Consider the following 12,810-nt stretch of genomic DNA (forward strand, 5'->3'; position numbering starts at 1 on the left):
ACTTGAAGATATGCCAGTAACAGTATCAGCAAAAAGAGCGTTAAGAGGTTCCACAAAAAAAGGAATCATTAATTTATCTATTATAAAAAAGCTTGAGGCAGCAATTAGACAAGCAAAAAAATCAAAAAGCGATAAAGCAATTAAATCTGCAATGTCTCTTGCAGATCGTGCTGCTAAAAAGCACACTATTCATAAAAACAAAGCTGCAAGAATCAAATCCTCTCTCTCAAAGTTAAATAAAACTTCAAAGAAAAAATAAGCGAAGCTTGTCGCTTCGCGATAGTTCTTTCACATTCTTTCATATGGTATATTGAAATAACTATCCTGCCATGGCTAAAAAAATCAAAGAAAAACAAATTAATCTTCTTCCCCAAGAAGAATTTGAAGCTTCAACATTCGGCCGTACTCTAAAATGGGTCTTAACTACATTTCGTTATATTGTTATAGCTACAGAAATGATTGTTATGGCTGCCTTCTTGTCTCGTTTTGTCCTTGATGCCAAATCTTCGCAGTTGATAGACGATATAAACCAAAAAAAAACCATTGTCTCTTCATATTCCATTTTTGAAAATAAATTTCGTCAAACCCAGTCTCAAATTGCCCTCTTTGCAACTTATAATGTAGCATCCAATAATTTAAGCCCAATTCTAGACGAAATAAGCGGTAAAATTCCCTCAGATATTATTCTGACAGAAACAAATATTAACGGATCAAAACTAGAATTAACAGGCACCACCCAAAACCAAAACGACATTTCTTTATTTCTTCAAAGTTTAAATTCAGGAACAAATTTCACAAGCGCTGCCGTAACTTCAGTTAACGCAAAAGAAGGAAATCCTGATTTAACTTTCATGATAACTGCGACAATTAAAGGGAGGGCAAATGGCAACTAATAGTTTTCGAGAAGTTACTTATCAAAGATATTTTGCAAATATCTTTGCCTTGTATAGACAAAGACAGGATCTGAAATCTTATCTGGAAGTCCTTCTTTCTATCACTGCAGTTGCAATCTTTTTTGTGTTCGCAATTAAACCAACTCTTGTAACAATAAGCGATCTACTTACAAAAATACAAGCAGAACAGCAAACATCCGACGCTCTTGACACCAAAATTAAAAATTTAGGGATTGCCCAAAATCTCTTCAACCAAAACGAAGATAAAATCAAATTATTAGACCAGGCAGTTCCGTTTAATCCTGGTATACAAGATTACATTCGCCAAATTGTTGGTCTTGCGCAAAAAGAAAATGTTAGTATTCAAAGTATGCAAACATCAAATATTCCTTTAGTTGCATCATCAAGTGCAGCTCCTGCTGCTCAGTCCGCACAAATTACTTTCTTAGCTACAGGAGATTATTCAAGTCTTGAAAACATGATAAAAGATATTGAAAATTTAAGAAGACCGGCAAACTTTATCAAATTTGATCTTAGTATTCAAAATAATGTTTTGAATTTGACAATTACGCCACAAATTCCTTACATACAATAATATGAAAGCAAAAAAACCTGGAATATTAATAACAGCAATTCTTACACTAATAACAGTGATCTTTTGGACTGGATTTGAAGTTTATCACAGCCTTACAACCAAACCTGTCCCTCCTGTTCCCCAAGCAATAATTAATCCCCTTGATCCAACTCTTGATACAAAAAGTTTAGATGCAATACAAGCAAGAAACTATCTTACAGATGATCAAATAGGAAATACCGAAGCAGTATCAGAAACAGGAACACCAATTCCATCGCTTACGCCTTCTCCAACTCCAATATCAGTAAGTACGCCTTCAGCAAGTGTTACCCCGTCACCATCTGCAACACCATGAAAGCAAAAATTCCAAGTGTCCTAGCAATTTTTATTTTATTAACTGCTATTACTTCGTCTGTTTTTATAATCAACGAAGCAAAAGTTTTTACTTCAAATGCAGACACTCTCGACAATCCTCAAGATGTAAGAGTTACAAATATTGAAAGCAATTCTTTTACTGTCACTTGGCTGACAGATAATCCTTCAATTGGTTTTGTAGAATATTCAGGAAACGGCCAAACAAACGAAAGTGAAATCACAACCAAAACTCTAACTCATTTTGTAAAAATAACCAATCTGCAAAATAATACCAATTATTCATTTCGTATAAACTCAAGTGGTAGCTTTTTTGACAATTTGCCCGTTTCATCAGCGGTAACAAAAAATTCTTCAACAAATACTCAAATCATTTCTGGACAAGTCTTTGACAAAGATAATTTTCCAGCCAAAAACGCTTTGGTTTATATTGTCGAAGGAAATAGTAATTTTGCAAGTATTGTTACTCCAAGCGGAAATTGGATAGCAACAATTCCAAAAGTTGATGGTAATACTCTTTTACAAATCCTTGTTGAAAGCTCGGTAACTTCAATTGCATCCGCAAAAATTAATTTACAGGACGCAAATCCAGTTCCTTTAATAATTCTTGGAAACGCTTACGATTTCAGAAATCAAACTAATAACACAGGTTCAAATCAAGTTCCATCTGTACAGATAAATCTTCCCTAAACTGAAATTCTGCTTGACTCCACATAAGATACTGCAATATTATGAAATATATGGATAGTTCTGTTCCTCAAAACCCAACCGAGCAGGTAATTCCGCCAGTTTCTCAAATCGGCCCAACAGATCCAAATCCAGTTGTTACTTCATCTTCTACTCCAGGCCCAAAAAGTAATTTAAAAAGAGTCGTCGTAACTATGTTTAGCCTTCTACTTATGATTGGGGCATTAGTTGCAGGAGTCGCAGTTGTCAAAAATCAAAACAATAAACAATTAATTCCCCAGGAAGCAGCAGGAAATTGTTCCAATATCTGCAGTGATGCTGGATCTTGTGCGGGCAGAGGTGGATCGTGGTCTGCAGCATCAAGCAGTAATCATCCTGAATGCGCACCTCAAGGAGGGTTTTGTAATGGAGGAAACAATTGTGGCGGAGGCGGAGGAAGCGGTTCAAATTGGAATGCATCGGGAAGTTGTATTAATGTAACATCAGGCACAGTCCAGATCCAAAGATTCAGTGGTCCAAATTGTCCTACCTCTCAAAACAATCAAGGTACCCAAACAGTTGGTACTGGTACTTATTGTACAACCCCAGCTGCAGGTTCCTGTCAACAAATAGATGTTGTCGGTTCAGGCAATGGTGTTTGCAGTTGCGCCGCAGCTCAAACTCCAGCCCCAACACCAATACCAACTCCAGTTCCTCAATGTGGAAGTACTTGTACAACAAATGCTAACTGTGCAAATGGTATGACTTGCTCTGCAGGAGTTTGTCGAAATCCTTCTTGTATAACTTCCGCAACGTGTGTCTGTCAAACACCTACTCCAACACCATCAACAATTACTGCTTCCTGTTCAAATATACAAGCATATGACACAAACTGGGCACCTTTAACAATCGCCCAACTTTCTCAGCTTACTCCAGGTACAAACGTTAATCTTGCAGTAACCGGAACGACAACTGGTACTCTAGACATGGCAAGATTCACGATCAATGGCAGCCTCCAACCATCAGTTACATCAACAAAGCCGGGTGACGCTTCAACTTTTTATATGGTCTATACAATTCCATCAGGAGTTTCAAGTTTCAGTATTACAGCAGAAGTTCATGAAGCAAGCTTAAATCAATGGTTCTAATATGCAAGATTTTTTAAAGAAAAATATTATCACAATAATAATTGTCATCGCAACTCTTGTTTTAGCAGGAATTGCGGTCTTTACTGCTATCAAGCTTTATCAATCTCGCCAAACTGCAGTTGCACCAAATGCACCTGTCAGTGAGCCTCATGCAGCAACTCCAGCACCAGCTTGCACTGCCTTAACTTTCACTATTGCAACACCTACCCCAACAGCGTCAGCTAGCCCAACGCCAACAGTTTCTCCAACCCCCACCCCAACTCCAGTTCCCCAGTGTGGAACAACATGTTCAACCAATTCAGATTGTATATCAGGAATGGCTTGCTCAGGCGGAGTTTGTAGAAATCCATCATGTACTGATAGTACTTCCTGTGTTTGCCAAACAGCATCACCAACACCGTCACCAACGCCAACATCTACTGCAACAGCAACACCGTTTATCGCAACAGCGTCTCCAACCCCAGCCCCTCAATTGCCAAACTCTGGTACAGTTGAACCAACAATTATCGGTATTGGTGCAGGAGCTGTACTGTTAGTTATAAGCCTTGCATTAGTACTTTAATGCCAAACTTCATCAGTTACTCAGGTTTATTTGCAGCTCCTTTTTTAATCAAATTTTATTGGCTCCGGAATTTTATTTTCAACTTTCTGGGTTTTAAGTTTTTACCTTATTAAATAAAATTATATAATTCCAATATGGAATTGCCTTCTAATGTAAAAATCAAAACTTTTCCATGGACAGCTTTGCCACTTCTTGGCAAATATACAGCTCACGCAATTTATCCAAATATTTATATTCCAAAAAATATTTACGAAAACTTAAAGTCAAAAAATCCAAATCCAGAATACGTTTCAGTTTTATTACACGAACAAACTCACATCAAAAGACAAAAACAAGCTGGCTGGTTTATTTGGGGTTTAAAATACTGTTTCTCGAGAAACTTTCGTTTTAATGAAGAATTTGAAGCAATAAAAACGCAAATAAAATATCTAAAGAGTAAAAATATGAAATTCGATACAGCTCGCAGAGCAAAATATTTATCAGGCCCACTTTATCTTTGGTGTATTAGTTACAAAGAAGCAAAAGAAAAATTAGATTATCTCCAGCTTGGGAACCAGTAATATGAAGTATCAAGTTGCAATGGAATTTTAAGTCCCGCCCAGTGTGGATAAAAATAAATAAATAAAATTAGGGCAAGAACAAAAAATGGAATTCTCCATTCTTTAAATCTTCTTAAAACATATGCAATTAAAATCGCCATAAAGGGAATTGAGGGCAGATAGTGATACAAAAACATAATGCGCGGAGATAGTGCCCATGGCGTAAAGAAAACTAAATAAGAAAAAACAACCAGTCCTAGTTTTTTGTTACGTTCTTTAATTGCAAAATAAGATGTAACAACAACTGCAACTGCCCCTCCCCAAAAAACAATTGGATTTCCCATCATATAAATTCTTGACACTTGCCCATTTACTTCATCACTTGTATACAAATAGATTGGGCGTATTAGAAAAGGCCAGGTATACCACATAGATGAATAAGGATGAGTCGCTCGAAGGTTGGTATGATACCACCACATTTGTTTTTGTACATCAATCACCATATCCAAGGGAACTATTCCCGTCTTAAAATCGGTTCTTGTAGCATATCCAGTATTTTGAATATATTCAGTCTGTATTTGTTTGTTTGTAAAAATTGGAAAATAAGCAGATAAATAAATAATTGGCGGGATTATAAAAAAGAAAATATAAGTCCAGTTTAATTTTCGCTTATATACAAAATGAGCTACAAAAATAATTGGAGCAACCCAAAGCCCACTCCATTTAGAAACACATGCAAGTCCAAAAAATACTGCAGCCCAAAAATTTTTCTTTTTTAAGTAAGAATAGACCGATGCAAGGCTAAAAAACAATATATACGAATCATTCATTCCAATACGGCTTGTAACAAGCGCCAGCCCATCAAGAGAAATTACAGCTGATGCAATAAGCGCCAATAATTCATCGTCAAAAATTTCTTTTGCAATAAAAAAAGTAAGTATTACAGACCCCACTCCAAGAAGCGCTCCCGGAAATCTCCAACCAAAAGAATTCTCTCCCAAGAAAAGCATCCCGACAACCATTCCCTCTTTTGCCAATGGAGGATGTGTCCATTCGTATGCGAACCCCGAAGGGTTTGGATTCCACCATTCCCAGGCTTTTGTAATCCCATGCAACATATTTTGCGCGGTAAACGCATGATAAACTTCATCAAAATAATGAGTCTGAGGATAAGGCAAATTATAAAATCTCGTCACCGCCGCAAAAATGACCACCCCAATGAAAAGTATTTTTATTTTTTTACTTGAAATTTCTGGTTTTTCAAAAATAAATATACTTTCTTTTTTTTGCGAATTTCCAGCAAACGCCGCGACAGGCCAGGAGGTAATCCGACTCCGAAGAAGCAAGTTTGTGAAATTCGCAGTGTTATCTTTAATTTTTTCTGGAATCATAAATATTCCAAGTAATAAAACATTTATTAAACTTAAAAGCTTTACTACTCCATCTCCAAATACCTCCTGAAAATTATTCGTCACCCAATTCCAAGCCCAATAAAGATTAGCGATATAAACAAAAGAAAATCCAACAAGAGCAAGAATAAAAATTGGGTCAAGCGCAACAGCAATCGAAAGCGGAGCAAAAACAGGCAACATATGCCTCTCATGCATTCGCGTCATAAATAAAAAACTGGCCGCAAAAGTAAATGCAAGTAAAATATATTCACCACCTCTAATTTTTAAAAATCTAAACGCAAAAACAAAAAATAAGATAGCGAGTATTAATCCGCCCACTATATTTAAATACATGTCAGGCTTCCAGGTTCCAATTATCGCCCAAAAATTAAACGCGTTCACTGAAGTATACGGATATTGATTGAGGCTTACATTAAGTCGATCAATTATAAAATTAATAATATTACCCCCGTTTGCAAATGGAACAAATCCAAAAACAAAAATAACAGCTCCTTCCAAAATATAAGTGAATATTTTTTGTACTTTCCATTTTCGCTGAATCATTAAAATAAAAATAATTAAAGAAATGATTGCCATTTGCGGCTTTATTAAAGTCCCAAAGGCAAGTGCAGCGCTTGACAACCAAAAATTACTTTCTAGAGTATAAAAAGAAAACAAAGCAAAAAGCGAAGTTAATCCATCAACCTGTCCCCAAATTGTAGAATTAGCTATTACTGCCGGATTAAACAAATAAATAAAAGCAGCAATTCTTGCCCAAGTTTCGTCTTTTAAGTTTTTTGTAATTTTATAAATTAAATATCCAGTATCAATATCGCTTAATATTGCAGGCAATTTATAAATTGTTGTTTGTGGTGTTTGTGTTAATGAATTTGCGTTTGCAATTTGTGAAACAAATCGAAGTAAATATAAATATCCAGGCAAATAATCGCTCCATCCACCAAAATAAAATTTGGAAAATCCAACTGTTACAAGTCTATTTCCCCAAGCTATAAAAGTATTTTGATCAAGTGTAAGTGTCCCAAACGGTGATAAAATTAATCGTAAAATGAAAGCACTAAAGAGTAAAATTATAATATTCGGAATATTTTTAATTAGTTTCTGCATTTTTTATTTTAGTGGCAATGGTCCAACTCCTTACAACTATTTTACCCGTTTGGCGGATTCTTTTCTTCATGGAAGATATTATATTACAGATAATCCTCCTTGGCTAAGCGAATTAATTCTAATTGCGCGGGATAAATTTGCAGTTGTATATCCTCCTGCTCCAGCTATTTTATTAATACCTTTCCTTATTTTATTTGGCTCAAATTTTTCTCAAACTATTTTTGCAAATTTAATCGGAGCGGCAATTGTTTGTGTTTCTGCAATTCTTAGTTTTGAAATAACAAAAAATAAATTAAAAACTCTTTATATTATTCTTTTAACAGCTCTAGGAAACATTCTGTGGTTCATGTCATCAGTCGGATCTGTCTGGTTATTAGGCCAAACTGTCGCGATCTTATTCCTGCTTCTTGCAATACTGACTTTAGAAAAAAACAAAAATAGTGTTTTAGTTGGAATATTTTTAGGGATTGCTTTTTTGTCTCGAGTAGAAATAATTCTTGCTTTCCCATTTTTTTATTTTTTGCTTGAAAAGCACAAAACGAAATTTCTAATAGGCCTCTTCCCATCAATTTCGTTTTACTTATTTTATAATTTTCTTCGTTTCGGTAATTTTTTCCAAACAGGTTATTCTTTAATTCCAGGCGTTCTTCAAGAGCCATGGTATTCAAATGGAATTATTAGTCCTTTTTATATTTTAAGAAATTTGAAAATTATGTTTACTTCTTTACCAAGTTTCAAAAACACATTTCCTTTCATTGTTCCTTCTTGGGGAGGGTTATCTATTGCAATTACTTCTCCCGTTTTTATTTATGCATTTCTCAACAACTTAAAGAAAAAGGAAATATATCTTTCAATTATTTCAATAATTGCAATTCTATTTTTAGTTTTCATGCACGGGGAATCAGGTTATGCTCAGTTTGGATTTAGGTTTGCCGCAGATTTTTATCCATTTATTTTTTATTTAATTATTAAGTATCTGCAAAAAAACAATTTAAAATGGCATCACTGGCTGCTATTATTTTTTAGTATTTTAGTAAATTTCTGGGGAGTATTACTAATCAATAAACTAGGAATTGTCGCTCCGTAATATGCTGAATTTCTTACAAAATTTTGTCTCTCGTTGGGATGGCCACAGTTATTTATTTTTGGCACAAAATGGTTATGTAACAACCGGTGACGAAAAATATTTTATAGTTTTCCCCCCTCTTTATCCTTCGTTAATTAAAATTCTAAATTTATTAATTAACAATCCTTATTTATCAGCTTTTATAATTTCTCTTATTTCAATAATATTGGCCCTTTTCATTTTCTATAAATTGCTTTTACTTGATTACAATAAGTCAAAATCTATTTGGATAACATTAACTGTCGCAATCTTCCCGACAAGTTATTTCTTTTTAACAGCTTATCCTGAAAGTCTATTTTTTTTATTAATTGTTTTATCTTTATACTTTGCCCGCACCAATAAATTTAAATATTCAAGCATTGCTGCTTTTTTTGCGACTCTAACCCGTCCTTTTGGAATCTTAATCTGGCCAAGTATTTTAATAGAATGGTTCTTAAACAAAAAACGAAACTATTTAGATCTCATTTTAATTTTAAGTTTCTCATTTCTTGCAAGTTCAATTTATTTATCAATTAATTATTCTCTCTTTGGTAATCCTCTAATGTTTGAGGTTTTTCTAAAAACTCATTGGCAAAAATCATTTGCCTTCCCGTGGCAAGGAATTATTAGTAGTTGGCAAAGAGGGTTTAATACGCCGTCAACCAATCCAGAATATAAATATATTGTCGGATTCGCCGAAGCTTTTGCTTCAACAATTCCCTACACTTTTATTTTTTTAAATTTAATCTTTAAAAAAATTAGAATGCGTTTTTCCTATTTCGCTTATTTTATTTTGGCAACAATTATGATGACATCAACTTCCTTTCTCTTAAGTACTCCAAGATATTTATTATCTATTCCGCCTTTTTTTATAACTTTAGGAATCTTAACAAACAAAAAAATATTAAGAATTATTTGGGGAATTATTTCAATTAGTTTACTGATTTATTTTGGATACCTCTTTACAATTGGTCACTGGGCATTTTAATTTAAAACACTACTTACCCATTTTTGTATATCACTCCAGTCTTCGCTCCCGCTAATACTTTTTTTGTTATTTGGAATAAATACAAAAGCGTGAGTAAAAAACTGGTTGTGGTAAAGATATTCATTAGAAGGTGTATAAAGTAAATCATCAGGAATCGTATAACTTATTTTATTATTTTTTGCATCAATTATATATCTAGCAACACTCCCCGCATTTTTCAGTGTCATGTCAGTCAAAATATTATTTCGCAAAACATTAAACAATTTTTCATCTATTGAAGTATTTGTCAAAACTTGAGGTGTTACAATTTTTTTCAAAATTGCATCGATAATAAGTTGTTGTCTTGCTTCTCTTGCAATATCATTCCCTTCAACTCCGCTTGCATGTCGGCTTCGTACAAATTCAAGTGCCGTATCCCCATTCATTGTTTGCAAACCCTTCTGAAAACTTACAGTCATATAACGACAACTTATACACGGATTATTTTCTTGGCCGGCTACTGGATACTGTGTATCAGTAAAACTATTAGCTACATTAACTTGCACTCCTCCAATCGCATCAACTATATCTTTAAAGGAACTAAAATCAACGACAACTCCGTAATCAATCTGCTGTCCAGTAATTTCTTCAATAGTCGATTTGGCAAGTATTATTCCAGTTTGTGCCCCACCTTTCTGTTTCCCATACATATATGCGCTATTCACTTTATCCTTAAGGTCATCTACCCAAATATCCCGCGGTATGGAAATCAATGCCATTTTTTTGTTTTGAGTATTAATAGAAACTAAAATCATTGTGTCTGTTAAGTCTGGTCCGTCACCACTTTCTCCGCGTACACCCATAAGTAAAATATTTATTCGCTTATTTTGTGTATCAGGCAAAATAAAATTCTTTGCAGCAACAAGTTCCTCACCCAAAACGCTATTTGAAACAGTTTTAAAAAGAAACAAAAGAGAACCAATAATTAAAACAAAAAATGCCCCCAGTATTACAAATCTTGTAAGTTGAATGTGAGCGAAAATAAATCTTTTGAGTCTTTTAGTGTTAAAATTTTTCATATAGTATTGTTTCTATGGATATTTTAGCATCATTAAACGACAAACAATTAGAAGCAGTTACTTTTGAGGGGGATAAATTACTTGTCCTTGCTGGAGCAGGCTCAGGAAAAACAAAAGTCCTCACTCATCGCGCTGCTTGGTTTATTCAAGAAAAAAAAGTTTCCCCAAGTTCCGTAATTTTATTAACCTTCACAAATAAAGCTGCTTCCGAAATGAAAGAAAGAATCGGCAATCTAATTTCCGATATGCCTGGTTTTGCGGGAACTTTTCATTCTTTTTGTGTCAGAGTTTTGCGAATTGACGGCAAAAGTATTGGTATTGATAGCAATTTTATAATTTACGACGACTCAGATCAAAAAGAATTAGTAAAAGAGATAATCGAAGATTTTAATTTGCCTGATGATTCTTACAATCCAGGAAGTATTTTAAATGAAATAAGTAATTCCAAATCTCAAATGATAACAAGCCTTGAATATGGCGAAATTGCTCAAGGCGATTACCAGGAAAATATTTTTAAAATTTATGCTGCATATGAAAAAGAACTAAAAACAATTAATGCGCTCGACTTCGACGATATTTTAATGAAAGTTGTAGAAATTTTTCGCAATAATCCAGAAGTTTTATCTAAATGGCAAAAAAATCTAACTCATATTCTTGTAGATGAATGGCAAGATACAAATAAAATTCAATACAGTCTAACCAAATTATTAGTTGGCAAAACTGGAAATTTAACAGCTGTTGGCGATGCTTCTCAAAGTATCTATTCCTGGCGTGGTGCAGATTATAGAAATATAAATAATCTATCTTTGGATTATCCAAATTTAAAAACAATTAATTTGGAACAAAATTATCGTTCAACTAAAAAAATTCTTAGTGCAGCAAATTCTGTTATTAGTAAAAATACCAATCATCCAATTTTACAGCTCTGGACTAACAACGTTGACGGCGAAAAGATAAAATTATATGCCGCAAGAAACGGCCTTGATGAGGCAAGTTTCATTGTAAATACTTTGTACGAATTTAATCGCCCGTATAGCGACTATGCTATTCTTTATAGAACAAATGCTCAGTCTCGTGTTTTAGAAGAAGCTCTTCTTCATGCAGGAATTCCTTATGTTTTAGTCGGCGGCACAAAATTTTACGAAAGAAAAGAAATTAAAGATATTATTTCGTATTTGCGAGTTTTAGCCAATCCAAAAGATAAAATTTCTTATAAACGCCTAGAAAAGCTCGGAGTTCGCCGTCTTGCAAAATTTAATACTTTAAAAGATTCATTACAAAATCTGGATGAATTCTCAACATTAGATATTATGGATAAAGTTTTAAAAGAAAGCGGCTATCTGGATTTATTTAATAAAAATACTGAAGAAAATATGGCAAGATTAGAAAATATAAAAGAGCTTCGAAGTGTTGCAACTCAATTTCCTTTAATTAATGAATTTTTAGAAAACGTCGCGCTTGTTGAGCAGGAAGAAAGTTCTAAATTAAAGGGAGATGAAGGCAACCGTGTAACTCTAATGACTTTACATGCCGCAAAAGGTCTCGAATTTCCGGTTGTTTTTTTGGTTGGATTAGAAGAGGGAATATTCCCCCATTCACGATCTCTTTTTGATAGTGCGCAATTAGAAGAGGAGCGTCGTCTTGCTTATGTTGGAATAACTCGCGCTAAAGAAATTTTATTTCTAACATATGCTAATCAAAGATTGTTCTTTGGTCAAACAACAAGCAATCCTCCGAGCAGATTTATCATTGATATTCCAGAAAATTTATTAGAAGCAGCAGGTGTTAAATTAAAATACCAAAAAGAATATGTATTCGACGATGATAATGATGATATTAATTGGTAAATCTAAAAGTAGAAACTATTGTACTCAAAATATTCCATGTTGCTCCTTCATTTTGTCCAGTATCTATTTCAATAGAATCTTTCCCTTTAGGAAAAATATAATCAATTCCTAGAGAATTATACAACTCATGAGCCATCAAATTACCTACTACAACAGTTTTCTCATCAGCTCCAGGTGATTGACTTCTCAAAATATTAACAGTACTTTCCTCTGTTTGATTATTCCAGAAATTTATAATAAGCGGACTATCTAATACACCGCTGGTTGGAATTGGTTTAGGTGAAAAATGAACCCAAATTGGGGTACCACTACTTACCACAGAAAAATACCAGTTAGATGGATATTCTATAGAATATCCATAATCAGAGTTAATGTAATTTTTCCAGCCATCAGTTGACACAGAAGCAAAAATAGGAACAGGAGATGACTCTGTAACACTATTATTTTTACCAGGTCTCGCAACAAAATAAAAAGCCAGAATTGAAAAAGACACTACAATAAGAATTAGATAAACTTTTAAATTTAATTTCATGGCAAGCGAG

The 12,810-nt window shown here is 34.0% G+C and carries 14 protein-coding genes; 11 read left to right on the plus strand and 3 right to left on the minus strand.

The genetic code is table 11. The features are described from left to right. Positions 1-10 precede the first annotated feature (10 nt). The 8 genes from rpsT to VG895_04250 all read left to right on the plus strand — a co-directional run bounded on the left by rpsT (position 11) and on the right by VG895_04250 (position 4,775). On the plus strand, positions 11-259 hold the full coding sequence (gene rpsT / locus VG895_04215) for a 30S ribosomal protein S20 (protein HWA52233.1): 249 nt from the start codon (positions 11-13) through the stop codon (positions 257-259). A 70-nt stretch (positions 260-329) separates the two neighbouring features. Further along, entirely contained in the window at positions 330-893 is a 564-nt protein-coding gene (locus VG895_04220; GenBank protein ID HWA52234.1) for a PilN domain-containing protein, read from the plus strand. Beyond that, positions 883-1,488 carry a hypothetical protein gene (locus tag VG895_04225; protein ID HWA52235.1) on the plus strand — a complete coding sequence of 202 codons (606 nt, stop codon included), beginning with the start codon at positions 883-885 and terminating at the stop codon, positions 1,486-1,488. The genes VG895_04220 and VG895_04225 overlap by 11 nt, the downstream gene beginning before the upstream one ends. Position 1,489: 1 nt before the next feature. After that, entirely contained in the window at positions 1,490-1,822 is a 333-nt protein-coding gene (locus tag VG895_04230) for a hypothetical protein (protein ID HWA52236.1), read from the plus strand. Continuing rightward, positions 1,819-2,529 carry a fibronectin type III domain-containing protein gene (locus tag VG895_04235; protein ID HWA52237.1) on the plus strand — a complete coding sequence of 237 codons (711 nt, stop codon included), beginning with the start codon at positions 1,819-1,821 and terminating at the stop codon, positions 2,527-2,529. Before VG895_04230 ends, VG895_04235 begins: the two co-directional genes overlap by 4 nt. A 41-nt stretch (positions 2,530-2,570) precedes the next feature. Next, on the plus strand, positions 2,571-3,653 hold the full coding sequence (locus tag VG895_04240) for a hypothetical protein (GenBank protein ID HWA52238.1): 1,083 nt from the start codon (positions 2,571-2,573) through the stop codon (positions 3,651-3,653). 1 nt (position 3,654) lies between these two features. Beyond that, positions 3,655-4,215: a hypothetical protein gene (locus VG895_04245; GenBank protein HWA52239.1), complete on the plus strand. Its 561-nt coding sequence runs from the start codon at positions 3,655-3,657 to the stop codon at positions 4,213-4,215. A gap of 134 nt (positions 4,216-4,349) precedes the next feature. Then, positions 4,350-4,775, plus strand: a complete 426-nt coding sequence (locus VG895_04250) for a hypothetical protein (GenBank protein ID HWA52240.1) — start codon at positions 4,350-4,352, stop codon at positions 4,773-4,775. Here the strand turns inward: VG895_04250 and VG895_04255 are convergent. Further along, positions 4,751-7,270, minus strand: coding sequence for a phospholipid carrier-dependent glycosyltransferase (locus VG895_04255; GenBank protein ID HWA52241.1), 2,520 nt, complete (start codon positions 7,268-7,270; stop codon positions 4,751-4,753). The two genes, VG895_04250 and VG895_04255, sit on opposite strands and share 25 nt — an antisense overlap. Here VG895_04255 and VG895_04260 point away from each other — a divergent pair. Then, complete coding sequence (locus VG895_04260) at positions 7,212-8,357, plus strand: hypothetical protein (GenBank protein ID HWA52242.1); 1,146 nt, start codon at positions 7,212-7,214, stop codon at positions 8,355-8,357. The genes VG895_04255 and VG895_04260 overlap by 59 nt on opposite strands. 1 nt (position 8,358) lies before the next feature. Next, positions 8,359-9,363, plus strand: coding sequence for a hypothetical protein (locus VG895_04265; GenBank protein ID HWA52243.1), 1,005 nt, complete (start codon positions 8,359-8,361; stop codon positions 9,361-9,363). Here VG895_04265 and VG895_04270 read toward each other — a convergent pair. Further along, complete coding sequence (locus tag VG895_04270) at positions 9,360-10,421, minus strand: LCP family protein (GenBank protein HWA52244.1); 1,062 nt, start codon at positions 10,419-10,421, stop codon at positions 9,360-9,362. The genes VG895_04265 and VG895_04270 overlap by 4 nt on opposite strands. Before the next feature lie 14 nt (positions 10,422-10,435). Here VG895_04270 and VG895_04275 point away from each other — a divergent pair, with 14 nt between their 5' ends. Then, positions 10,436-12,268 carry a UvrD-helicase domain-containing protein gene (locus VG895_04275; GenBank protein ID HWA52245.1) on the plus strand — a complete coding sequence of 611 codons (1,833 nt, stop codon included), beginning with the start codon at positions 10,436-10,438 and terminating at the stop codon, positions 12,266-12,268. Here VG895_04275 and VG895_04280 read toward each other — a convergent pair. Then, positions 12,258-12,800 (minus strand): hypothetical protein, encoded by a 543-nt coding sequence (locus VG895_04280; protein ID HWA52246.1) that lies wholly within the window; start codon positions 12,798-12,800, stop codon positions 12,258-12,260. The two genes, VG895_04275 and VG895_04280, sit on opposite strands and share 11 nt — an antisense overlap. Positions 12,801-12,810 lie beyond the last annotated feature (10 nt).

This window comes from Patescibacteria group bacterium (assembly GCA_035549555.1).
GTDB lineage: Bacteria > Patescibacteriota > Microgenomatia > UBA8517 > UBA8517 > Co84-156.